This window comes from Streptomyces sp. NPDC028928, assembly GCF_055564915.1.
Map to the genome: position 1 here is coordinate 296,036 of NZ_JBVHVI010000006.1, position 23,205 is coordinate 319,240.

The following is a 23,205-nucleotide window of genomic DNA, read 5'->3' on the forward strand; positions in this document are numbered from 1 at the left end:
CTCCTCGCTCATGACCCGTCGCCCTCCTGCGCCGCCTCGCCCGGCGCGGCCCGCACGTGCTCCACCCGGCGCCGCTCCCAGGCGGTGGCCGGCATCTCCACGCTCCGGCCGAAGTACCAGCGGCTGAGGGCGTTGCGCAGCCGGTGCCGGTGGAACCAGCGCCAGGCCTCCGTGCCCTCGGCCCGCGGCCGGGGCGTGTCACGGACGAGTACCCGGTAGGCCTCCTCGCGGGAGACCAGGGTGTACGCCTCCTCGTAGCCGCCGCCCGCCGTGCGCCGCACCTCGCCGGTCGTCTCCCCGTCCAGCAGCCGGCGCCGGTCGGCCGCCTGCAGGCCCAGGCACGCCCGTTTCGTGGCGTGGTAGGTCAGGAACGGCACCACGAACAGCGCGGTGCGGAAGGTGCGGGTGAGCAGCTCCACCGGCAGGCCGAACAGATAGGCCAGCACGTCCTGCCCGCCGGACACCAGCAGCACCCCGTACGCCGAGACGGCCGCAGCGCCCAGTGCGGTCCGGGTGGGCTGGTTGCGCGGCCGGTCGCACAGGTGCTGCTCCGGGCCGGGGCCGGTGATCCAGCGTTCGAGGAACGGATAGCCGTAGAGGATCCCGAAGAGCACCGCGGGCAGCACGACGCCGGGCAGGAACACGTCCCAGGCGACCGTGTGCCCGGCGACGTCCGTCTCCGCCGCCGGCATCAGCCGCAACGCGCCCTCCAGATAGCCCACGTACCAGTCGGGCTGCGAGTCCAGGGACACCTGGTCGGCGCGATACGGCCCGAACGCCCACACCGGGTTGATCTGGAACAGCGCGCTCATCAGCGTCAGTACGCCCGCCAGGACGAGGAACAGGCCCGCGGACTTCGCCGTGTACTGCGGGACCAGCGGCTTGCCGATCGCGTTCCGGTTGGTGTGCCCGGGCCGCGGCCACTGGGTGTGCTTGTGCACCACGATGTACGTCAGGTGCACCCCGACGAGCGCCAGCAGCAGGCCGGGCACCAGCAGGATGTGCACCACGTACAGCCGGGGGATGATGTCGTGCCCCGGGAACTCGCCGCCGAAGAGGAAGAACGACAGATAGGTGCCGACGACCGGGACCGACAGCACGATGCCCTGCGCGGTGCGCAGACCGGTGCCGGACAGCAGGTCGTCGGGGAGCGAGTAGCCGCAGAAGCCCTCCAGCAGGGCCAGCAGGAACAGGGTCACCCCGACCGTCCAGTTGACCTCCCGGGGCCGCCGGAACGCCCCGGTGAAGAAGATCCGCAGCAGATGGATGCCGATCGCCGCGACGAACACCAGGGACGCCCAGTGGTGCAGCTGCCGGACCAGCAGGCCGCCGCGCACCTCGAAACTGATGTCCAGGACGGACGCGTACGCCTCGGTGGTCATCGTCCCGCGCAGCGGCGCGTACGAGCCGGTGTACGGCGCCTCCGCCATGTCCGGGTGGAAGAAGAACGTCAGGTACACACCCGTCAGCACCAGCACGAGCAGGCTGTACAGCGCCAGCTCGCCCAGCAGGAACGACCAGTGGTCGGGAAAGGACTTGCGCAGGAACTCGCGGCCCGCCGAGGCGACCGGGAGCCGCTGGTCCAGCGCCGTCACCAGGCGTTCACCGCGACCCTCGCGCCGCGACGACCGCCGCTCCTCCGACACCGCCACCGCGTGCTCGCCTCCCGCCCGTCACGGGTCCCTCACTCCCGGTGCTCCGCTTCGAGCCTGGCACGGCCGGCCCCGGTCCGCGCGCCCGGGACGCCCGGCCGGTCCGCGAGGGCCCGTTTGCGCGGGGTGGCGCGCGGCTACCCGGTGGCCCGGACGACTGACTGCCGGGCGCGAGGAGGTCGCCGTGGTGAACGTGTCCGAGGCGGTCGCTGCCCGGCTGCGGGACGGCGGGGTGGAACGGGTGTACGGGGTGCCGGGACTGGCCGTGGACCCGCTCGTCCGCGCCCTTCACGGCGGCGCGCACGCACCGGAGTTCGTGCAGGCGCGCGGTGCGGAGTCCGCCGCGCTCATGGCCTGCGCCGAGGCCAAGCTCACCGGCCGCCCCGGCTGCTGTCTCGCCCCGCCGGGCGCGGACCTGCTGCGGCTGCTGGCCGGCCTGTACGACGCGGCGGCCGACCGCGCCCCGCTGCTGGCCCTCGTGGGCGCGGACCCGGCGGCACGGCGCGACGGCGGCCGGGGCGTGCGCCATCTGGCGGAGGTCTGCGTGTACTGCGAGGAGGTGTCCGGGCCGGAGCTGATGGACGACGCCCTGCACCGGGCGGTACGGGCCGCGCGCACCGACCGGGGAGTGGCGAGCCTGCTCGTGCCCCGCCGCCTCCTCGCCGCCCCGGCACCCGCGGGGCTGCCCGGGACCTGGCCCGACCCTCCGCCGGTACCGCCGCCGGCCGAGGCGGACGTGCGCCGTGCGGCCGACGTGCTCGACGGCGCCGGGAAGACCGTCGTCGTCGTGGGCAACGCGGGCCGCCCGGCGTCCGGCCCGGTGACCGGCGTCGCCCGGCTGCTCGGCGCGGGCGTCGTCACCACGGCCCTGGCCCGGGACGTGCTGCCCGACGACCTGCCGTACCTGGCCGGTGTCGCGGGCCCGCTCGGCAGCGAGGCCGCCGCGGCCCTCCTGCGGGAGTGCGACACGCTGCTGCTCGCCGGCGCCGAGGACCTGGACCCCGCCCTGCTGCCCGACCCCGGCCGGTGCCGGATCGTCACCGTGGACCCGGACCCGGAAGACTGCCCGCTGGACAGCGGGGTTCCGGCCGTCCGGGTGACCGGCGACGTCACGGCCGCCCTCACCGCGCTCGTCCCGCTCCTGCACCGCGTCACCGACGGCGGCCGGCGCACCCGGGTCGAGCAGACGGTACGGGCCTGGCGGGCCGAGGGCGTCACCAGGGCCCACCGCTACTTCGGTACGTCCGTGAACCCCCGGTCGGTCGTCGCCGAGCTGTCGGAACGGCTGCCCGACCGGGCCGTGGTCGTCACCGACTCCGGCACCGCCCTCGACTGGTGGACCCGCCACCTCCGGCTCCGGGGCGGCATGCGCTCCCTGCTCTCGGGCCACCTCGGCCTGCCGGGCGCGGCCGTCCCCTACGCCGTGGCCGCCCGGTTCGCCGCCCCCGACCGGCCGGTGATCGCCCTCGTAGGCGACGGTGCGCTCCAGGGCGGCGGCATGAACGAACTGATCACCGTCCGCCGCCATCTCGACCGGCTGGCCGGGCTGCCCCCGCTGGTGTTCTGCGTCCTCAACAACGGCGATCTCAACCGCTTGACCTGGCAGCGCCGGGCCGCGGCCGGCGATCCGCTGATCCCGCTCTCCGCCGAGGTCCCCGCCCTGCCGTACGCCGAGTGGGCGCGCCTCGCCGGGCTGCCCGCCGTCCGCTGCGACCGGCCGCGGCATGTCGCCTCCGTCTGGGCCGACGTGCTCAGCGGCCGCGGGCCGCTGCTGCTGGAGTTCGTGGTGGACGGCGAGACACCACCGGACTGGGCGAGCATGTTCGGCGAGGCCCGCCCGGCCCCGCCGCGCACACCCCTGGCCAAGCTGCTGCGGGCACCCGGCTGACCCTCCCGGCCGGCGAGCACGGGGTACGGGGCCGGGTCAGCCGGCCGGCGCGGGATCGAGCGGCACGGTCGCGGTGACCCGCTTTCCGTGGGACAGCCAGGTCACCTCCAGGCCGCGGGAGAGCATCGCCACGAGATGCAGGCCGTGGCCGCCGACCCGCCGGGGATCGGGAGGGCGCCGCCGCGGTGGCTCCGGAGAGGTGTCCGTGACGGTGATGCGCAGCGCGGTGGCGTCGGGCAGCAGCTCCAGTCCGAGCGCGCACGGGCCGGGCGCGTGCTTGGCCGCGTTGGTGATCAGTTCGCTGACGACGAGCTGGGCATCCTGCAGCGGCCGCCGCCCGGGTACCGGCCGTGCCCGGGCCAGCAGGGCGGCGACGGCGTCTCTGGCCTCGCCGATGCTGGATACGCCGGTGCCCCAGGTGCGGCTGTAGCGCAGGGCCGCGGGGCGGTCCTGCGTCGTCGCGTGGGTCCTGAGCGGGATGTCCATACCTCGTCGCCCTTGTCCTCTGGGGTCTGGGGCCCTTCCTGCGCACAGGGGGTCATTGCCGTCCCTGCTCGGTTACCCCCTGCCGCGCCGGTCAAGGGGACGTCCGCGAGGAATCCTCCGGATGCGCGGAACCGCGGACACACGCGGGACGGGTCCGGAGACCCGCTTCCGCTGGATCTCCGGACCCGTCGCACAGCCGGATCGGGGCACACTCAGTGCTTGAAGGTGTCCTTGGCCTTTTCCTTGGCCTGCCGGGCGTCCCCGCGGGCGCCTTCCAAGCGGCCCTCGGCCTCTTTGCTCTCGTTCCCGACGGCGCGGGCCGCGGCCTCCTTGACCTTGCCCTTGGCCTGCTCCGCCTTGGCCTTCGCCTTCTGGTTGCCGGCCATCGCGTGTCACATCCCCACATCGACGTGGTGTTCGGTCGACATCCGGATTGCCGCTTGGCCGACGTCCAAACCAGAAATGCGGACCCGCCTACTCCGCGAAGGCCCGCAGCGGGTAGTGGTCCGAGAGGTTCGTGTACGTGTACGACGTTCCCCAGCTCGTCACCGTCCAGGGCGCCGACCGCTCCTGGACGACCTCGTCCCGCCACCCGGCGGGCCGGGCGTGGCCGGCACGGGCGAGGACGTAGTCCAGGTCCTCGCGCGGATCGTCCGGGTAGCGGTCGTGGGCGACGGAGTTCTCCAGGGTGTCGAAGGAGTACGGGTGCCCGGTGCGCGCGTCGGCCCCGGCCAGGTCCGCGTCGGCGAGCATGCTCGCGTACTCGGCGCTGCGCGAGTCGACGTTCAGGTCACCGGCGACCAGCACCTCCTCGTGCGCGGGGATGTTCCTGGCGTCGAGGAAGGCGTCGATCGCCCGGAACTGAAGTGCCCTCGTCCGTGCCGCCTCGCCCGCGCCGCACCCCGGGTCCGTGGACTGCGTGTGCGTGCCGACGACGTGCACCTTCGTGCCGTTGACGTCCAGCACCACGTACGCGAAGCCCTTGTTCGACCACCAGTCGGCGCCGCAGGCGTCCCGGTAGACGTACTGCTCCTTGCGCAGGACGGGCCACTTGCTCAGCACGGTGACCCCGCCGTCCTCGGGCGTGGTGGCGGAGTAGGCCCCGCCGGTCGCGTCCCAGCCGTCCCGGCCGCGCCCCACCACCGGCGTCTGGTAGGGATACCGGTCCGCCGCCGCGCGCTTCAGGGCGTCCGACGCGGAGTTGTCGAACGCCTCCTGCAGCACCACCACGTCGTTGCCCTGGAAGAAGGACGCCTTCGGTATCTCCGCGGCCCGGTGGTCCTGGCCCCAGTTGGGGTACAGGTTCCTGCTCATGAGGAAGACGTTGTACGTGAGGACCCGCAGTGCCGGCGCCGGTTCGGCGGCGGATGCCGGTGCCGGAGCGGCGAGCGCGGCGGCGGGCAGGGCGAGGGCGAGCACGGCCGCGGCGAGCGCGCGGCGCGGTGCGAAGGGCGTCACTGGATCTCCCTGTCGATGAAGGGGCTGAGTGGCGCCGCACATCCAACCATCTGGGATTACCCGTAGGTAACACCCAGGCGTGCAACAGATGCCGGGAGATCAGCGCTCGCCGCGCCGGCGGACGACGTGCCGTACGACGAGGCCCGCGACGGCGACGGCGGCGGCGAGGAGGACGTACAGCTGGTAGCGCTTGACCTCGTCGTACACCGTGGTGATGTGGTGGCCCGCCAGGTAGGCCAGGGTGGCCCACAGGCCGACCCACAGGGCCGCGCCCAGGGCGTTGAAGGCCAGGAAACGGCGCCAGCGCATACCGGTCGTGCCCGCGATGATGCCGTTGGCCTGGCGCAGACCCTCGACGAACCGGGCCACCGTGACGATCTTGCCGCCGTGCCGGGCGAAGAACGCCTCGGCGGCCTCGAACCGCTTCGGAGTCAGGAGGACGTACCGCCCCCAGCGGTGCACGAAGGCCCGACCGCCGGCCCGGCCGATCAGGTAGCCGACGTTGTCCCCGGCGACGGCCGCGACGAACGCGACGACCGCGACGGCCACCACGTTCAGCCGCCCCGCGCCCGCGTACACCCCCGCCGCCAGGAGGATGGTCTCGCCGGGCGCGGGGACGCCGAAGTCCTCCACGAAGACCACGGCCCCCACGGCCCAGTAGCCGTAGTGGCCGAGCAGCGGCGCCAGCGCCGCCAGCGGTCCCGGCAGGGGTGGCGACATTCCTCCACGGTACGACGGTCACGAGCGGGTGACCGCCGTGTCTTGCTAGGAGTCGGAGGCCGCGGGGCCCTCGTCGGTGGCGGGGTCGGGCTGGCACAGGTGGCACAGTTCGTGGTCCCCGTCGCGGGTCACGACGGTTCCCCAGCCGAGGCACTGCTCGCAGTCGCGGGCGAGGCCCAGGTCGGGATGGGGAGGCAGGAGGGGGCTGCGGTGGGCTCCGTACGCCATGCGGTGAGCGGCTCCTTGCGGTGCGGGAGGGTCACGAGGAAAGGGATGACAACGGTGTCCGAATGAATCCCATTATGTCCTACTTTTCCCTTATGTCTGTGACCCAGGTCACATTCCTCAGAGCTTCCCCAGCCGGGCGTCCCGCCAGAGGTCCACGCCGCCGTCGGTCGCGTACCGGTCGATCTCGGCCAGCTCCTCCTCGCTGAACGCGAGGTTCTCCAGCGCGGCGACGTTCTGCTCCAGCTGCTCGACCCGGGAGGCGCCGATGACCAGTGAGGTCACCCGCTCGTCCCGCAGCGCCCAGGCCAGCGCCAGCTGGGCCAGGGTCTGCCCGCGCCGGGCCGCGATGCCGTTCAGGGCGCGCAGCCGGTCCCGCAGGTCGTCCGTCAGCCAGGAGGCGTCCAGGGACGTCCCCCGCGCCGCCCGCGAGTCCTGCGGGACGCCGTCCAGGTAGCGGCCGGTGAGCAGGCCCTGGGCGAGTGCCGTGAAGCCGATGACCCCGAAGCCCTCCTCCTGGGCCGCGTCCAGCAGGCCGTCGGTCTCGATCCAGCGGTTGAGCATGCTGTACGACGGCTGGTGGATCAGCAGCGGGGTGCCGAGGTCGCGCAGGATGGCGGCGGCCTGCCGGGTGCGCTCGGCGTCGTAGGAGGAGATGCCGACGTACAGCGCCTTGCCCTGGCGGACGGCGGTGTCGAGCGCGCCCATGGTCTCCTCCAGCGGCGTGCTCGCGTCCAGCCGGTGGGAGTAGAAGATGTCGACGTAGTCCACGCCCATCCGGCTGAGCGACTGGTCCAGCGAGGCCAGCAGGTACTTGCGGGAGCCGCCGCCCTGCCCGTAGGGGCCGGGCCACATGTCCCAGCCGGCCTTGGTGGAGATCACCAGCTCGTCGCGGTGCGGCGCCAGGTCCCGCTTCAGCAGCCGTCCGAAGTTCAGCTCCGCCGCGCCGTAGGGCGGGCCGTAGTTGTTGGCCAGGTCGTGGTGGGTGATCCCGAGGTCGAAGGCGCGCAGGGCGATCTCGCGCTGGGTCTCGAACGGGCGGTCGTCGCCGAAGTTGTGCCAGTAGCCCAGGGACAGGAGCGGGAGGTCCAGTCCGGAACGGCCGGTGCGCCGGTAGCGCATGGTGCCGTCGTAGCGAGCGGGGTCCGCGACGTACGTCATCGGGTCTTCTCCGAGTGGTGCTGTAGGGGGTGCCCCTGCGTGTGCGCACGGGCCCGTCCACCCTGCTCGCCGGAGCCGCGCAAGTCCAACCGCCGTCCCGGATGGGATTGAGCGGTTCCGTTTCTTAATCGGCCACAGGGGCAGGCGGTGATCTACGGAGCGAGGGAAGGAGGCGCCCGTGAGCGGTGCGATGTCCGGTGGGGGAGAGCAGGCCCGCGGCAGGCGGCGGGCACCGGGGTCCGCGGCCCGGCTGCCGCGCCAGGTCCGGGAGGAGCTGACCCGCAGACTGCGCAGCAACCGGCGGGCCTTCCGTGCCGACGACGTCCAGGTCGTCGAGCCTCCGCTGCTCCGGCGCGCCGTCGGCGCCTCCGCGCTCGGCAACTGCATGGAGTGGTTCGACTTCGGCGTCTACAGCTACCTCGCCGCCACCATCGGCAAGGTGTTCTTCCCGGGCGCCTCCCCGGCCGCCCAGGTCATCTCCTCGTTCGCGACCTTCGCCGCCGCCTTCGTCGTACGGCCCCTCGGCGGGCTGGTCTTCGGGCCGCTCGGCGACCGGATCGGCCGGCAGAAGGTGCTCGCCACCACCATGATCATGATGGCGGCGGGCACCTTCGCCATCGGCGTCATCCCCGGCTACGCCACCATCGGCATCGCCGCGCCCGTGCTGCTCCTGCTGGCCCGCATGGTCCAGGGCTTCTCCACCGGCGGCGAGTACGGCGGCGCCACCACCTTCGTCGCCGAGTACTCCCCGGACCGCCGGCGCGGATTCCTCTCCAGCTGGCTCGACTTCGGCACTTTCACCGGCTACGCCCTCGGCTCGGCCCTGGTCACCGCCCTGAACCTGGCCCTGACGGACGACCAGATGCTGTCCTGGGGCTGGCGCGTGCCGTTCCTGATCGCCGGACCGCTCGGCGTGATCGGCCTGTACATGCGGCTGAAGCTGGAGGAGTCCCCGGCCTTCCAGCAGCAACTGGACGAACACGAGAAGGCGCTGGCGCAGGACTCGGCGGGCAGTGAGTTCAAGGACATCGTCAGGAACCACTGGCGGCCCCTGCTCGTCTGCATGGGCCTGGTGCTGCTCTACAACGTCACCAACTACATGGTCACCGGCTATCTGCCGACCTATCAGACCGAGACCCTGCACCGCTCCAGCGGCTCCGCGGACCTGCTGGTGCTCGTCGGCATGCTGTGGATCGTCGTGCTGATCACCTTCCTCGGGCGGCTCAGCGACCGGGTGGGCCGGCGGCCGCTCTACGTCGTCGCCGCCGCCGCGATGATCGTGCTCGCCGTGCCCGCCTTCCTGCTGATCAAGGCGCACGGCACCTGGCCGCCGATCCTCGGGGTGCTGCTCCTGGCCACGCTGCTGGCCTGCTTCGCCGCGCCCAGCGCGGCCACCCTGCCCGCCCTGTTCCCGACCGCCGTCCGCTACGCGGCCATGGGCATCGGTTTCAACTTCGCCGTCGCCGCGTTCGGCGGCACCACCCCGCTGGTCACCGCCGCCCTGGTCGGCCTCACCGGCGACGACCTCATGCCCGCGTACTACCTGATGCTGGCCGGCGCCATCGGCCTGCTCACCGTCCGCTTCCTGCCCGAGAGTGCCCAGGTCCCGCTCAAGGGCTCGCAGCCGATGGTCGGTTCGCGTGAGGAGCAGCGCGAACTCATCAGCACCTCGAACGAGCTGTACGCTTTCGCGCGGGAGCGGGAGCGGGAGCGGGAGCGGGAGCGGGAGCGGGAGCGGGAGCGGGAGCGGGAGCGGGAGCGGGAGCGGGAGCGGGAGCAGCAGCGGGCGCGGCGGGGCTGAGCCGCCGGCTCCCCGGGGGCTTGTCCGATCCTACGAACTTCTCACCGGCCGGTTACCGGCTCGCGCATCTGATAGGAAACTTTCCTATCAGTGAGCAACTCCCCGCCCCCCACTGCCCCTTGGAGTTTTGTGGTGAACAGAGACCGTCTTCCCCGCCGGGCCGTCGTCGCCGCGCTCGGTGCCGTCACCGCCGGCGTCCTGGTCGGCGTCTCCCGCGCCCGTACGGCCTCGGCCGCCGCGCCGGGCCTGGACGACCCGGCGAAGAAGGAGATCGCCATGAAGCTGGTGTCGAGCGCGGAGAACTCCTCGCTCGACTGGAAGGCCCAGTACAAGTACATCGAGGACATAGGCGACGGCCGCGGCTACACCGCCGGCATCATCGGCTTCTGCTCCGGCACCGGCGACATGCTCGACCTCGTCCAGCTCTACACCGACCGCAAGCCCGGCAACGTCCTCGCCGCGTACCTGCCCGCCCTGCGCAGGGTCGACGGCACCGACTCGCACGACGGCCTCGACCCGGACTACCCCGGGGACTGGCGCAGGGCCGCCCAGGACACCGCCTTCCAGCAGGCGCAGAACGACGAACGCGACCGGGTCTACTTCAACCCCGCCGTCGCCCGGGGCAAGGCCGACGGACTGCGCGCCCTGGGCCAGTTCATCTACTACGACGCCCTCGTCATGCACGGCGACGGCGACGACCCCACCAGCTTCCGCAACATCCGGGCGCGCGCCCTGCGCAGCGCCGAACCGCCGGCCCGGGGCGGCGACGAGACGACCTACCTCGACGCCTTCCTGGACGCCCGGGTCCGGGCCATGAAGCAGGAGGAGGCGCACAGCGACACCAGCCGCGTCGACACCGCACAGCGGGTCTTCCTGCGCGAGGGCAACCTCGACCTGGACACCCCGCTCGACTGGAAGGTGTACGGGGACAGCTACCACCTCGGCTGACCTCCGTGGGGGCGTACTCGCACGGTGCGCCCCTGACGAGGAAAGATGGGCGGTGAGCGAACGACCCACCGATGCGGAGGAACGGACTCATGGCGCACGAGCGCGCCGGCCGGCCGGCCGGTCCCGAGGACCTTGTCGACGTGGCCCGGCTGGTCACGGCGTACCACACGCTGCACCCCGACCCCGCCGACCCGGGACAGCGGGTGGCGTTCGGCACCTCGGGGCACCGCGGTTCGTCCCTGGCGAGCGCCTTCAACGAGGACCACATCGCCGCCACCAGCCAGGCCATCTGCGAGTACCGCGCCGCCCAGGGCACCGACGGCCCCCTCTTCCTGGGCGCCGACACCCACGCCCTGTCGGAGCCCGCGAAGGCCACCGCGCTGGAGGTGTTCGCCGCCAACGAGGTGACCGTCCTCATCGACAGCGCGGACGGCTACACCCCCACCCCCGCCGTCTCCCACGCGATCCTGACCCACAACCGGGGCCGCACCGCCGGCCTCGCCGACGGCGTGGTCGTCACCCCCTCGCACAACCCGCCCGCCGACGGCGGCTTCAAGTACAACCCGCCGAGCGGCGGCCCGGCGGCCTCCGACGCCACCTCCTGGATCCAGGACCGCGCCAACCAGATCATCACGGGCGGCCTCAAGGACGTCCGCCGGCTGCCGTACGCCCGCGCGCTCGCCGCGGACACCACCCAGCGGTACGACTTCCTCGGCACGTACGTCACCGACCTGCCCAGCGTCCTGGACCTGGACGCCGTCCGCGCGTCCGGCGTGCGGATCGGCGCCGACCCGCTCGGCGGCGCCTCCGTCGCCTACTGGGGCCGGATCGCCGAACAGCACGGCATCGACCTGACGGTGGTCAACCCGCACACCGATCCCACCTGGCGGTTCATGACGCTGGACTGGGACGGCCAGATCCGCATGGACTGCTCCTCGCCGTACGCGATGGCCTCCCTCATCGAGCAGCGCGACCGCTTCCGCATCGCCACCGGCAACGACGCCGACGCCGACCGGCACGGCATCGTCACCCCGGACGCGGGCCTGATGAACCCCAACCACTACCTCGCCGTCGCCATCTCCTACCTCTACCGGCACCGCGCGCAGTGGCCGGCCGCCGCGGGCGTCGGCAAGACCCTCGTCTCCTCCACGATGATCGACCGGGTCGCCGCCGACCTCGGCCGCCGGCTCGTCGAGGTGCCGGTCGGCTTCAAGTGGTTCGTGGACGGACTGGCCGGCGGCGACCTCGGGTTCGGCGGCGAGGAGTCGGCCGGCGCCTCCTTCCTGCGCCGGGACGGCTCGGTGTGGACCACCGACAAGGACGGCATCATCCTCGCCCTGCTCGCCTCCGAGATCACCGCCGTCACCGACAGGACCCCCTCGGAGCACTACGCCGAGCTGACCGCCCGCTTCGGCGCACCCGCCTACGCCCGCATCGACGCTCCCGCGACCCGCGAACAGAAGGCGCTGCTCGGCAAGTTGTCGCCGGCCCAGGTCACTGCGGACACGCTGGCCGGGGAGGCGGTCACGGCCGTCCTCACCGAGGCGCCCGGCAACGGCGCCGCGATCGGCGGCATCAAGGTCACCACGGAGAACGCCTGGTTCGCCGCCCGGCCCTCGGGCACCGAGGACGTGTACAAGGTGTACGCCGAGTCCTTCCTCGGCGCGGACCACCTCGCCCGGGTGCAGGAGGAGGCCCAGGCGGTGGTGCTGGGGGCGCTCGGCGGCTGAGCGGGTGCGGCAGGGCGGCCTTCCGGGGTGGAGGCCGCCCGCGGCTCAGTGCCGTCCGCGGCCCCGGTCCAGCCGGTCCAGCACCGCCTGCGCCATGGCGGCTTCCCCCGCGGCGTTCGGATGCGCCGGGGCGGTGGGCGCGGCCGGCCGCAGCGGCTCGATCCAGCGGTCGGCGGGCGCCTTGCACATGTCGTGGCCGACCGTGGGGCCGTAGGTGTCCGCGTAGTCGGCCCGGTTCACGCCGGCCACCAGCCGCAGCATCAGGTTCAGCCGCTTCTCGGTGTCCCGCAGGTAGGGGAAGTCCCCCTGGGCGAACGGGACCTGCGGGAAGCAGCCGCTGCCGTCGTCGGGCAGCAGGTCCGGGTAGCCGACCACGACCACCCGGGCGTGCGGCGCCCGCGCGCGCACGGCGCGCAGCACCCGGTCGACCTTCGGCGCGGTCCGCGCGATGGTGAGGGTCAACTCGTCGTGGCCGGAGGCCTGGTACGAGCGCTCGCAGGGGTTGCCCGCCGGGTCCTGGGCGGCGAGCCGGGCGCAGGTGCCGATGATGGTGCCGAAGCCGATGTCGTTGCCGCCGATCTGCAGCGTCACCAGGTCCGTGTGCCGGTCCAGGGCGTCGAGCTGGGGCGGGTTGGTGCCCTGCGCCTGCCACATCTCGGCGGTCGTGGCACCGCCGCAGCTCACGTCCGTGAACGCGGGGATGTGCCGCCGGGCGGCCACGAGCGAGGGGTAGTTGTGGTCCGAGCGTCCGCAGGTGGCGTCCACCTGCGCCGGGATGCCGGGGCCCGAGGTGTAGGAGTCGCCGAGCGCCACATAGGCGGTCGTGCGGCCCGGGCCGCCGGGGTGCGCCGTGGCCGGTGCCGTGCCGGCGGCCACGAGGGCGCAGCCGCCCAGTGCCGCCCCGAGCACGGCGGTCCGCCGCCGGCCTCTCGCCCCGCCCGCCGGACGCGTGTCGTGCGCCATGCATCCTCCCCCTGCTCCCGCGCGGCCCTCGCGCGGTCGACGGGGCCTGTATACCGTCCGGCAGGCCGCGCCGACCAGAAGCGGGAAGCGACGGGTTCAGGGGGAGGGTGCTGGTTGACTGCCGCCGGGGTGGGGCGGGTTCACGCCCCGGACGCCTGGAGCAGCGAGTCGTCCTCCGGACGGGCCCCGGAGAGACGGTGGCGGGCGGCGATCAGCGCCATGTCGACATCCCGCGTCCCGGTGGCCACGCACAGCGTGTACGACACGTCCGCGAGCCGCTGCCGGGCCTGGGGCGTGCTCTCCTCCGCCCCGAGCAGCACGAGGGCCTCGTACTGGGCGATGAGGTCCTGCAGTACCGCGGGGTGTGCCATGAGCATGCGTTCCGCCTCCTTGATGGTCGCCGATGCACGAAGTCGCAGGGCGGATACCCGGAGAGCAGCCGCGCATGCGTCCGGGGTCAGCGGTGCGGGCGGGAGCGGAGGTGCCCGGGGGCATGGGCGTCGGAGGCGGTGCCGGGGCTCGTGGCGGTGAGGGGGGCTTTCGGCGGTGGCCGGGGCTGGGGGGGGGCGGGACTCGCGGCCGCGCCGGGGCAGTTGGCGGTGCCGTGGCGGCAGTGGGGAGCGGCGGTGCGCGCCGGGGCGTCACCCGGTCGGGTGCTCTCCGGCCGGGATCCGCCCGATCAGGGGCCGCCGCCGTGATCCTTCCGTGATCATGCCCCTGTGAGTCTGCAACCTCGAAGTGCCGTGCGCCGCCGGGCCGTTCCCGCCGCGCTCGGCGCCCTCAGTGTTCTGTCCCTGCTGTCCGCCCTGCCCGCCGCCGCCCAGCCGGCGCAGCGCGAGCACCGGCCCGCCGCGCCGCCGCCCCGGCCGGTCACGGAGGCGGAGGCGCGTACGGACGCCCGTCTCCGCTCCCTGCGCGACCGGCCCGCGGCCCTGCGCGCGTTCTTCCGGCAGCTCCCCAAGGGCGGAGACCTGCACAACCACCTCTCCGGGGCGGTGTCCACGGAGTACCTGATCGAGCTGGCCGCCGAGGACGGGCTGTGCGTCGACACCGCGACGCTGACCGCGCTCGCCCCGCCCTGCGGCCCGGGCACCCGGCCGGCCGCCGACGCGCGCAGCGACCGCGCGTTCCGCAAGGCGCTGATCCGCGCCTGGTCCATGGAGGACTTCCCGCCCGGCGAGAACGGGCACGACCATTTCTTCGACACCTTCGTCAAGTTCGGCGAGGTCACCTGGCGGCACCGGGGCAAGCTGCTCGCGGAGGCCGCCGACACCGTCGTACGCGACAACCAGTTCTACCTGGAGACGATGGTCACCCCCGCCTCCGACGGCGCGAAGAAGCTCGCCGCCCAGGTGGGCTGGGACGACGACCTCGCCGCACTGCACCGCAGGCTGGTCGCGGACGGCAAGCTGGACAAGCTGGTCGCCGAGGCCCGCGAGGAGGCCGACGACGGCGACGCCGAGTTCCGCGCCACCGGGCGCTGCGGCACCCCGCAGGCCCGGCCCGGCTGCGGGCTCACCGTCCGCTGGATCTCCCAGGCGTCCCGGAGCAGTGCGCCGGAGCGGGTCTTCACCCAGCTCGCCCTCGGGATGCGGCTGGCCGAGGCCGACCCGCGGTTCGTCGCCGTCAACCTCGTCCAGCCCGAGGACTGGGACAGCTCCCTGCGCGACTACAGTCTGCAGATGCGCATGGTCGGTTACCTGCGCACGCAGTACCCGAAGGCCCATGTCACGCTGCACGCGGGGGAGTTGTGGCCCGGGCTGGTCAAGCCCGAGGACTTGAAGTTCCACATCAGGGAGGCCGTGGACGTCGCCCGCACCGAGCGGGTCGGACACGGCGTCGACCTCGTCCACGAGGACGGCTGGCGGCGCACCGCCCGCACCATGGCGGACCGCGAGGTGGCCGTGGAGGTGCCCTTCTCCAGCAACGCCCAGATCCTCGGCGTCAAGGGCGCCGACCACCCCTTCACCACCTACCGCCGCTACGGCGTCCCGGTCGTCCTCGCCACGGACGACCCCGGGGTGTCCCGGATCGACATCAGCCACGAGTACCAGTACGCGGCCGCCACCTACGGCCTGCGCTACCCCGAGCTGAAGGACCTGGCCCGCGCCTCCCTGGAGTACGGCTTCCTGCCCGGCGCGAGCCTGTGGCAGGGCAACCCGACCGCCAGGGGCTACCAGCGGGTCGCGGCCTGCCGCTTGGAACACCCCGGCCTGCCCGTGCGCGGCGCGGCCTGCCGCCACCTGCTCACCCAGAGCGCGAAGGCCCGCCTGGAATGGCGTCAGGAGGCCGCGTTCCTCGCCTTCGAGCGCACCCACACGAGCTGACGCCCCCTGCCGGCGCCGGGACAACCCCCTACTGGCCGGTCCCGGCGTCCGGCCGCCGGTCCGCGCCGACGCGAACCACCGAATCGATGGGCGGAGTTGAGCCAGGCGCTGACCGGCCCAGACGGTGTGGAAGGCTGAGCGGGGTCCGCATCCGCAGCACGGGAGGCACCCACCGGCATGGCCGTCATCCACCACACCACCCTCAAGCCCACCAAGCTCGAACTGCTCACCGACTGGCTGCCCGCCCGCCCCTGGTACCGCGGCGGCCCGGACGCGCCCGTGCTGGAGAAGTCCGGCGGGTTCCGGCTGGACGACCCCGAGGGCGAGGTCGGCATCGAGTTCATGGTGGCCACCGACACGTCGACCCCGCAGCGTACGGCCTACCTGGCGCCGCTCACCTACCGCGGGGCGCCGCTGGAGGGCGCCGAGCACGCCCTCGTCGGCACGATGGAGCACGGGGTGCTGGGCAAGCGCTGGGTCTACGACGGCTGCCACGACCCGGTGCTGGTCGCCGAGTTGCTGGCGCTGATCGAGGGCAGGGCGCAGGCGATGGCCCAGAGCGTCTCCGACACCCCCGACCACGAGGTGACCCGCTCCTACGGCGGTGCCCCGCTCGTACCGGCCGGCTTCACGCCCGAGCCGGCCCACGACCGCGACGGCACCCGCCTCCCCGTGCCCCGGGGCGCGGTCCTGCACGTCCACCGGGTGCTCACGCCCGTCACCGAGAACCCGCCGCTGCCGCCGCGGGACGCCCTCGGGCATGTCGCGACCGGCTGGCCGGGCCCGGACGGCACCCGGCTGCGGGCCGTCTTCATGACCCTGCGCGCCGCCTGACCGCCCGACGCCCGTCCGCCACGCCTGACGTCCGCCCGACGCCTGACGTCCGCCCGACGCCCGTCCGCCCGTCCGCCCGCCGCCCGTTGGCCGGCGGGCGGTGCCGACGGCAGTGCCCCGGGAGGCACCACCTTCTTCGGGCCTGGCATGCACCGGTCAAATCTGTCACTCTTTCGGCAGTCGCAGCCCTGACCCCATGAGGGCGCGACGGGCATCCCCGTACAGAGATCGCGGGGCCCCGTCCGCGGCCGCCCCGGCGCACCCCAGCCGGACCGGCGGCCTTCGAGCAGGCCGCAATCCCGGCCGCCACGAAGGAGTAGCGTGTGAGACCGACCCCCCACAAGGCCCTCGGCGCCGGCGCGCTGACCGTCGCCGCAGTGGCCGCCCTGGTGCTCCCCGGCACCCCCGCCACCGCCGGGCCGGCCACGGCCCCCGCCGCCTGCACTCCGGCCCAGGTGGTCACCAACGGTGGCTTCGAAAGCGGAACCTCACCCTGGACCGCGTCCTCGTCCACCGTGATCACCAGCCGCTCCGGGCAGACCGCCCACAGCGGCAGCTCCTACGCCTGGCTGGACGGCGCCGGCACCACCCGCACCGACACCCTCGGCCAGAGCGTGACCATCCCCTCCGGCTGCGGCACCGCCACCCTCACCTTCTGGCTGCACATCGACACCGCCGAGACGACCTCGTCCATCGCCTACGACAAGCTCACGGCGAAGATCGGCAGCACCACACTGGCCACCTACTCGAACCTGGACGAGAACACCGGCTACGTCCAGAAGTCGATCGACGTCTCCTCCTTCGCCGGCCAGACGGTGAACCTGTCCTTCACCGGCACCGAGGACTCCAGCCTCCAGACCAGCTTCGTCCTGGACGACATCGCCCTCGACACCTCCGACGGCTCCACCCCGCCCGCCACGGACGCCACGCGCACCCCGGCCGCGCCCGCGTACACCGTGAACCTGAGCAGCGACACGAGCGGCACCGTCTGGACCGGGCGCGAGAGCGTGACCTTCACCAACGCCTCCGCCACCGCGCTCGGCGAGGTGTACCTGCGGCTGTGGGACAACTACCACGGCAGCTGCGACGCGATGCCGATCAAGGTCAGCAACGTCACCGGGGGCACCGCCGGCGCCCTGTCCGTCGCCTGCACCGCCCTGAAGATCGACCTGCCGAGCCCGCTCGCCCAGGGCCAGAGCGCCACCCTCGGCTTCGACCTCGGCATCACCGTGCCCAGCGGCGCCGACCGCTTCGGACACGACGGCGCGTTCAGCTTCCTCGGCAACGCCCTGCCCGTCCTCGCCGTCCGCGACGGCGCCGGCTGGCACCTGGACCCGTACACGAACAACGGCGAGTCCTTCTACTCCCTCGCCGCCGACTTCAAGGTCACCCTCGACCACCCCAGCACCCTGCTGGTCCCGGCCACCGGCACCTCCACCGACACCCCCGGCTCCAGCGGCCGTACCGTCACCACGGCCACCGCCGGCAAGGTCCGTGACTTCGCCTGGGCCGCGGGCCCCTTCAGCAAGATCTCCGGAACCTCGGCCGCCGGCGTCCCGGTGAACGTCTACTCCGTCTCGGGCATCAGCTCCTCCAGCGCCCAGTCGATGCTCAGCACCGCCAAGACCGCGGTCGACGCCCACGCCTCCCGGTTCGGCGCCTACCCGTACGGCGAACTGGACGCCGTCATCGACAACAACTACTGGTTCGGCGGCATGGAGTACCCCGGCTTCGTCCTCGACCTGGTCAGCACCACCGCGCTCACCCACGAGATCGGCCACCAGTGGTGGTACGGCATCGTCGGCGACGACGAGTACACCAGCCCCTGGCTGGACGAGTCGTTCACCGACTACGCCACCGACCTCGCCCTCGGCAAGACCGGAACCAACTGCTGGAGCAGCGTGTCCTGGGCCTCCAGCGCCGAGAAGATCAGCAACTCGATGGCGTACTGGGACACGCACTCCTCCCGGTACTCCACCGTGGTCTACGGCTACGGCAAGTGCGCCCTGCACGACCTCAGGCGCGTCCTCGGGGACACCGCCATGGCCAAGCTGCTGAAGGACTACGCGAGCGCCCACTGGTACGGCGTGTCCACCACGGCCGAGTTCAAGGCGGCCGCCCAGGCCGCCACGAGCACGGACCTGACCGCCTTCTGGACGCAGCACCGCATCGAGGGCTGAGCGGCACCCACATGGCCCAACCACCGGCCGCGTAAGGCTCCGTTGGGCGGTACCCGGGGTGCGGGACGACCCGGCCCCGGGTCAGATGGAGTCGTGCGAATCCCCATATCCCGTTTCCGCGGCCGGTCCCGCCTCTGTCTCACCGGCGTCCTGACCGGCCTGCTCCTGTTCCTGTCGAGCCCCCCGGCCGTGCCCGAGCCGGCCGGGGGCGCACCCGAGCGCGGCAGCGCCTACATGGGCATCGGTGTCCTCGCCCACGACGGCGACACCGGCACCCGGCCCCCGGCCGCCCGCGCCTCCCAGACCGAGGGCGTCGACGTCTCCAGCCACCAGGGCGACGTCGACTGGCAGACGTTGTGGGACAGCGGCACCAAGTGGGCGTACACCAAGGCCACGGAGGGGACGTACTACACCAACCCCTACTTCACCCAGCAGTACGACGACTCGTACGGCATCGGCATGGTCCGCGGCGCCTACCACTTCGCCACCCCGGACACGACCGGCGGCGCCGCCCAGGCCGACTGGTTCGTGGACCACGGCGGCGGCTGGTCGGACGACGCCAAGACCCTCCCCGGCGCCCTCGACATCGAGTGGAACCCGTACGGCGACGCCTGCTACGGCAAGTCGCAGAGCGGCATGGTCAGTTGGATCCGTGACTTCCTGGACCGCTACAAGGAGCGCACCGGCCGGGACGCGGTCATCTACACGGCCACCAACTGGTGGACCCAGTGCACCGGCGACCACGCCGGCTTCGCCGCGGACAACCCGCTGTGGATCGCGCGCTACGCCTCCACCGTCGGGCCGCTGCCGTCGGGCTGGACGTCGTACACCATGTGGCAGTACACCTCCAGCGGCCCGACGGTCGGCGACCACGACCGCTTCAACGGCTCCCAGGACGGCCTGCGGGACTTCGCCACCGACTCCCTCGCGGTAGCGGGTGGGTGACGCAGCGCCGCGTGGGTCCGCCCGGCCCGGCCGGTTCAGGCGGACAGACGGCACCGCAGGAAGTCGACAGCTCTCCGCGACGATGGCGGGCACCTCCGAGGAGCCGAGGAAGATGTGGTCGGCCCCCTCCACGGGGCGCGGGGCGCAGGGTGACATCCCCGCCCGCGGCCGTCAGCGCCCGGGCCGGCGCCTCGCTCTGGCTGTACGGGACGACCTGGTCCGCGCGGCCGTGGATCAGCAGGAACGGGGGCGGGGTGATGCCCGCCGCGTACGTCACGGGGCTGGCCGCGCGGGCCCGGTCCCGCCGCTCGGCCGCGGGGCCGCCGAGCAGGGCCTCGAACGGATCCGGGTACGGCGGCGCGTCCGGCGGGCCGGGCAGGGCCGGCAGGGACTGCCCGAGCAGCGGTTCGATGTCGGAGACGCCGTACCAGTCGACCACGGCCCGCACCGAGCTGTCCCCGTCCGGCACCCTCCCGGCCTTCGAGCCCGGATCCGTGGACGTCGGCGCGGACCAGGCCGGCCAGTGCGGCGAGGTGGCCGCAGGCCGACTCGCCCCAGGCGCCGATCCGTTCCGGGCCGACGCCGAGGACGTCGGCGTGCCGCCGTACGTACCGGACGGCGGCCTTGACGTCGTGCGGCTGGGCCGGGAACGGCGCTTCCAGGCTGTGCCGGTAGTCCACCGCGACCAGGGCCAGGCCGGCACCGAGGACGGCTCCGTGCAGCAGCTCCACCGGCACGGTCGGCGGCGGGTGCCGCCGGTCGCCCTCCAGCCAGCCGCCGCCGTGGATCCATACGACGGCCGGTACGGGCCGCCGGCCCGGCGGCAGGTGGACGTCGAGCAGGCGCGGCCGGTAGCCGGGCGAGGTGGCGTAACCCAGGCCGTGGAAGCGGCGCACCCCGTCGGCGCCGGTCACGGCGGGCAGCGGGGCCCAAAACGGCGGCGGGGGCCAGCCGGCGTCGCGGTGGGCGGGGGCTGCTGAGGTCATGTCGGGGCCTTCCGTCACTTCCGTCATCGGCCGGGGCGGAGCCTGCGGTGCGCGGACCAGCGGCACAGCGCGGACGTGAGGAAGTTACACGTGTAACCTCCCGTGGGGGAGACTCCGCGTCCCTGGCGCCTTCGGCGGGTCGCGCGGCAGCGGGAAACCGCGCCGCGCGCCCGGTCGTCGGTGGGCGGGGTGGGGGAACGGCGGTCGGGCGGCGGCACGGGGCGGCCGCATCCGGGTCGCTGCGGACGCGGCCCGGCCGGCCCGTGCGGGTGCGTCCGGACTGCGCGGTGCGGGGCGGGCGGGGAGACTGCCAGGAAGACGATGGGTGGTGATGGTCAGGTGACCGCAGAGCCGAGCGGGGCGCCGCTGGAGGAGTTCCTCGCCGATCCCGCCAACTGCATCCTGGACCTGGCGACCGCCGTGGCCCACTGCGCGAAGTCACTGGGCCTGCCGCACGCCGTGGTCTACCTCTCCGACCTCCAGCAGCGTCATCTCATCCCGCTCACCGACGTGGCCGCCAGCATGCCCATCGACGACTCGCTCGCCGGGTGGTGCTACCGCACCCAGTCCCTGCGCGTGGAGGAGTCCGACCGGGACGGCATGACAGCCTGGTTCCCGCTGCTGGACGGCGCCGAACGGCTCGGCGTGCTCGCCGTCCACGCACAGGCGATCACCGCGACCTCCCTGCGGCAGGGCCGGGCCCTCGCCGCCCTCCTGGCGATGATGATCACCTCGAAGCGGGCCTACAAGGACTCCTTCGTACGGCGCACCCGCACCGAGGCCATGCGCCTGCCCGCCGAGATGCTGCGGGCCTTCCTGCCGCCGCGCACCATCGGCAACGGCCAGGTCGTCTCCACCGCCGTCCTGGAACCGGCCTACGACATCGGCGGCGACGCCTTCGACCACTCCCTCACCACCAGCTCCCTGCACGCCGTCGTCCTGGACGCCATGGGACACAACCTCCTGTCGGGGCTGACCAGCGCGGTGGCCCTCGCGGCCTGCCGCAACGCCCGGCGCACCGACGCCGACCTGCGCTCGCTCGTCGACGGGGTGGACGAGGCGCTCAGCCGCTGGCTGCCGGACCAGTTCTGCACCGGGATCCTCGCCCAGCTCGACTTCACCAGCGGGGTGCTGCAATGGAGCAACTGCGGGCATCCCGCCCCGCTCCTGATCCGCGACCAGCGGCTGATCGCCGACGCGCTGGTCCGCGAGGCCGACCCGCCCATGGGCCTGCGCTCCCTGCTGTCCGCGCGGGACCGCCGGGTGCACGAGACGCGGCTCCAGCCCGGCGACCGGGTGCTGCTCTACACCGACGGGGTCACCGAGGCCCGCACGGCCGACGGCCGGATGCTCGGCCTGGAGCGTTTCGCGGACCACGTCATCCGGGCCAGCACCACCGGCGAGATCGCGCCCGAGACGCTCCGACGCCTGATCCACTCGCTGCTGGACTCCCAGGACAGCCGGCTGCGCGACGACGCCACGATCCTGATGTTCGAGTGGCAGCCGGACCGCTGAACCGCCTCCGGGGGGTGACGCTGCCCCCCCCCGAGTTCGGGGAGCTTTCCGCCGTCGGCGGGCCGGGGAGAGCGGCCGCCTCCTGGCGCGGGCCGGCACCGGCGGCGAGGCGGTGGGGAGTGCCGGTTAGGCTCGACGCGTGCCGCACGTCGAGATCCTCCAGCTGCTGGTGTCGCCGGTGCACCGGCTCGTCGGCCGGCCGGGTGACGGCCTGCCCGAGCTGCCGCCCGGTGAACGGGTGACGACGGCCGAGGTGCGGGCGGGCCTCGGCATCGTCGGCGACCGGTACTTCAACCACCCCGCCCACCGCAACGCCTCGATCACCCTGATGGCGGCCGAGCGGCTGCCGCAGCCGGGACCGTACCCGGCCGACCTGCTGCGGACCCGGCGCAACGTCCTGCTGCGCGGGGTCGACATCGACGCCTGCATCGGCCGGACGGTGTTCCTCGACTGCGGAAGCGGACCGGTGGACCTGGAGGTCCGCAGCGCCGCCCGGCCCTGCGCCTGGATGGACACCACCCTCGGTCCCGGCGCCCAGCGTGCCCTGCGCGGCGGCGGGGGAGTGCGCTGCCGGCCGCTGACCGACGGCGTCCTGGCCGTGGGCCCCGCCCTGTTCGGCGTGCGGGAACCCGGGGACACGGCGCCCGGAGCATGAGTACGCCGCATGAGTACGACGACTCAGGCGCCGCCCCCCGAAGATCGTGTTGGCTGGGGGCATGACCACGCCGACGCCCTCCCCGACGCCGTACCCCTCCCACCCGTACCCCGGCCCGGTGCCGCGGCCCGCCCGTGCCCGGTCCCGGCGGCGGGTGGTGGCCGGGGTGACCGCGCTGCTGCTGGTCGTCGTGGGCGTGGCGGCGGCCGTGTGGTGGGTGCGCGGCGGGGAGGACGGACCGCTCGCCGGCCGGCCCCGGGTCACGGACACCCGCGCCGGCCTCTCCTACGGCGTCCCCGACGGCTGGAAGCACGACGCGGCAAAGGACAAGAAGCTGATCGGCGCGTTCTCCTCGCAGATCAGCACCGCCCCCACCACGGAGGACAGCAAGACCGGCGGCACCGTCCTCGCGGGCCGCGCCGGGCAGACCGTGCCCCGTGCCGACCTGGAGCGGATGACGGAGTCCGCCGCCCGCTCCAACGCCGAGTTCTTCTTCCCCGACCGGCCCGCCACCCTGGAGGAGTCGCACGCGACCACCGTGGACGGCCAGCCGGCGCACACGGCCGTCCTGCGGATCGAGGGCGAGGACGGTACCGCCCGCCTGGAGATGACCGTGGTCACCATCCACGGCGAGCGCACCTCCTTCCTGCTCGGGCTCACCACCGGCGCGGGGGACCCGTCGCTCGCCCAGGACGTCGACACGGTCCTCGCCGGCGCCACGGTCGACTGAC

21 protein-coding genes and 1 pseudogene are annotated in these 23,205 nt (G+C 73.5%); 11 read left to right on the forward strand and 11 right to left on the reverse strand.

Annotation, left to right across the window (positions count from 1 at the left end; genetic code table 11):
- Positions 1-8 precede the first annotated feature (8 nt).
- Positions 9-1,646 carry a cytochrome bc1 complex cytochrome b subunit gene (gene qcrB / locus ACZ4U1_RS17125; protein ID WP_467904205.1) on the reverse strand — a complete coding sequence of 546 codons (1,638 nt, stop codon included), beginning with the start codon at positions 1,644-1,646 and terminating at the stop codon, positions 9-11.
- A 190-nt stretch (positions 1,647-1,836) separates the two neighbouring features.
- Here qcrB and ACZ4U1_RS17130 point away from each other — a divergent pair, with 190 nt between their 5' ends.
- Positions 1,837-3,540 (forward strand): thiamine pyrophosphate-binding protein, encoded by a 1,704-nt coding sequence (locus ACZ4U1_RS17130; RefSeq protein ID WP_467903967.1) that lies wholly within the window; start codon positions 1,837-1,839, stop codon positions 3,538-3,540.
- A gap of 36 nt (positions 3,541-3,576) precedes the next feature.
- Here ACZ4U1_RS17130 and ACZ4U1_RS17135 read toward each other — a convergent pair whose 3' ends face one another.
- The 6 genes from ACZ4U1_RS17135 to mgrA all read right to left on the reverse strand — a co-directional run bounded on the left by ACZ4U1_RS17135 (position 3,577) and on the right by mgrA (position 7,590).
- Positions 3,577-4,026: an ATP-binding protein gene (locus tag ACZ4U1_RS17135; protein WP_467903969.1), complete on the reverse strand. Its 450-nt coding sequence runs from the start codon at positions 4,024-4,026 to the stop codon at positions 3,577-3,579.
- A 212-nt stretch (positions 4,027-4,238) separates the two neighbouring features.
- Entirely contained in the window at positions 4,239-4,412 is a 174-nt protein-coding gene (locus ACZ4U1_RS17140; protein WP_467903970.1) for a CsbD family protein, read from the reverse strand.
- Positions 4,413-4,500: 88 nt separating this feature from the next.
- Positions 4,501-5,526: a sphingomyelin phosphodiesterase gene (gene sph, locus ACZ4U1_RS17145; protein WP_467903973.1), complete on the reverse strand. Its 1,026-nt coding sequence runs from the start codon at positions 5,524-5,526 to the stop codon at positions 4,501-4,503.
- A gap of 57 nt (positions 5,527-5,583) precedes the next feature.
- Positions 5,584-6,204: a DedA family protein gene (locus tag ACZ4U1_RS17150; protein ID WP_467903974.1), complete on the reverse strand. Its 621-nt coding sequence runs from the start codon at positions 6,202-6,204 to the stop codon at positions 5,584-5,586.
- A 45-nt stretch (positions 6,205-6,249) separates the two neighbouring features.
- Positions 6,250-6,432, reverse strand: a complete 183-nt coding sequence (locus ACZ4U1_RS17155; protein WP_467903975.1) for a hypothetical protein — start codon at positions 6,430-6,432, stop codon at positions 6,250-6,252.
- A gap of 117 nt (positions 6,433-6,549) precedes the next feature.
- Positions 6,550-7,590 carry an L-glyceraldehyde 3-phosphate reductase gene (mgrA, locus tag ACZ4U1_RS17160; protein WP_467903976.1) on the reverse strand — a complete coding sequence of 347 codons (1,041 nt, stop codon included), beginning with the start codon at positions 7,588-7,590 and terminating at the stop codon, positions 6,550-6,552.
- 190 nt (positions 7,591-7,780) lie between these two features.
- Here mgrA and proP point away from each other — a divergent pair, with 190 nt between their 5' ends.
- From proP to pgm, 3 genes are all read left to right on the forward strand, one after another.
- On the forward strand, positions 7,781-9,391 hold the full coding sequence (proP, locus tag ACZ4U1_RS17165) for a glycine betaine/L-proline transporter ProP (RefSeq protein ID WP_467904207.1): 1,611 nt from the start codon (positions 7,781-7,783) through the stop codon (positions 9,389-9,391).
- Positions 9,392-9,523: 132 nt separating this feature from the next.
- Entirely contained in the window at positions 9,524-10,339 is an 816-nt protein-coding gene (locus ACZ4U1_RS17170; protein ID WP_467903978.1) for a chitosanase, read from the forward strand.
- A gap of 89 nt (positions 10,340-10,428) precedes the next feature.
- On the forward strand, positions 10,429-12,069 hold the full coding sequence (gene pgm, locus ACZ4U1_RS17175) for a phosphoglucomutase (alpha-D-glucose-1,6-bisphosphate-dependent) (protein ID WP_467903980.1): 1,641 nt from the start codon (positions 10,429-10,431) through the stop codon (positions 12,067-12,069).
- A gap of 45 nt (positions 12,070-12,114) precedes the next feature.
- Here the strand turns inward: pgm and ACZ4U1_RS17180 are convergent, their stop codons facing one another.
- Entirely contained in the window at positions 12,115-13,032 is a 918-nt protein-coding gene (locus ACZ4U1_RS17180; protein WP_467903982.1) for an SGNH/GDSL hydrolase family protein, read from the reverse strand.
- A 140-nt stretch (positions 13,033-13,172) separates the two neighbouring features.
- Positions 13,173-13,409 (reverse strand): DUF5133 domain-containing protein, encoded by a 237-nt coding sequence (locus tag ACZ4U1_RS17185; protein ID WP_467903984.1) that lies wholly within the window; start codon positions 13,407-13,409, stop codon positions 13,173-13,175.
- Between the two features lie 342 nt (positions 13,410-13,751).
- Between ACZ4U1_RS17185 and ACZ4U1_RS17190 the strand changes: the two genes are divergently transcribed.
- The 4 genes from ACZ4U1_RS17190 (at position 13,752) to ACZ4U1_RS17205 (ending at position 19,318) form a co-directional block, all read left to right on the forward strand.
- A complete protein-coding gene (locus ACZ4U1_RS17190) occupies positions 13,752-15,359 on the forward strand; it encodes an adenosine deaminase family protein (RefSeq protein WP_467903985.1) in 1,608 nt (535 codons plus the stop codon).
- 177 nt (positions 15,360-15,536) lie between these two features.
- Positions 15,537-16,193 (forward strand): maltokinase N-terminal cap-like domain-containing protein, encoded by a 657-nt coding sequence (locus ACZ4U1_RS17195; protein WP_467903987.1) that lies wholly within the window; start codon positions 15,537-15,539, stop codon positions 16,191-16,193.
- A gap of 323 nt (positions 16,194-16,516) precedes the next feature.
- On the forward strand, positions 16,517-18,373 hold the full coding sequence (locus ACZ4U1_RS17200; RefSeq protein ID WP_467903989.1) for a M1 family metallopeptidase: 1,857 nt from the start codon (positions 16,517-16,519) through the stop codon (positions 18,371-18,373).
- A gap of 93 nt (positions 18,374-18,466) precedes the next feature.
- Positions 18,467-19,318: a lysozyme gene (locus ACZ4U1_RS17205; protein ID WP_467903991.1), complete on the forward strand. Its 852-nt coding sequence runs from the start codon at positions 18,467-18,469 to the stop codon at positions 19,316-19,318.
- Here ACZ4U1_RS17205 and ACZ4U1_RS17210 read toward each other — a convergent pair.
- A complete protein-coding gene (locus ACZ4U1_RS17210) occupies positions 19,254-19,787 on the reverse strand; it encodes a prolyl oligopeptidase family serine peptidase (RefSeq protein ID WP_467903993.1) in 534 nt (177 codons plus the stop codon). The genes ACZ4U1_RS17205 and ACZ4U1_RS17210 overlap by 65 nt on opposite strands.
- A gap of 94 nt (positions 19,788-19,881) precedes the next feature.
- Positions 19,882-20,331: pseudogene (locus tag ACZ4U1_RS17215) on the reverse strand (alpha/beta hydrolase fold domain-containing protein); the annotation flags it as partial.
- Positions 20,332-20,625: 294 nt separating this feature from the next.
- Here ACZ4U1_RS17215 and ACZ4U1_RS17220 point away from each other — a divergent pair.
- From ACZ4U1_RS17220 to ACZ4U1_RS17230, 3 genes are all read left to right on the forward strand, one after another.
- Positions 20,626-21,819, forward strand: coding sequence for a PP2C family protein-serine/threonine phosphatase (locus ACZ4U1_RS17220; protein ID WP_467903995.1), 1,194 nt, complete (start codon positions 20,626-20,628; stop codon positions 21,817-21,819).
- Between the two features lie 139 nt (positions 21,820-21,958).
- A complete protein-coding gene (locus ACZ4U1_RS17225) occupies positions 21,959-22,474 on the forward strand; it encodes a molybdenum cofactor biosysynthesis protein (protein ID WP_467903997.1) in 516 nt (171 codons plus the stop codon).
- Between the two features lie 61 nt (positions 22,475-22,535).
- The gene (locus ACZ4U1_RS17230) at positions 22,536-23,204 is read left to right on the forward strand and encodes a hypothetical protein (RefSeq protein WP_467903999.1); all 669 of its coding nucleotides are present in this window, start codon (positions 22,536-22,538) and stop codon (positions 23,202-23,204) included.
- The last annotated feature ends 1 nt before the right edge of the window (position 23,205 follow it).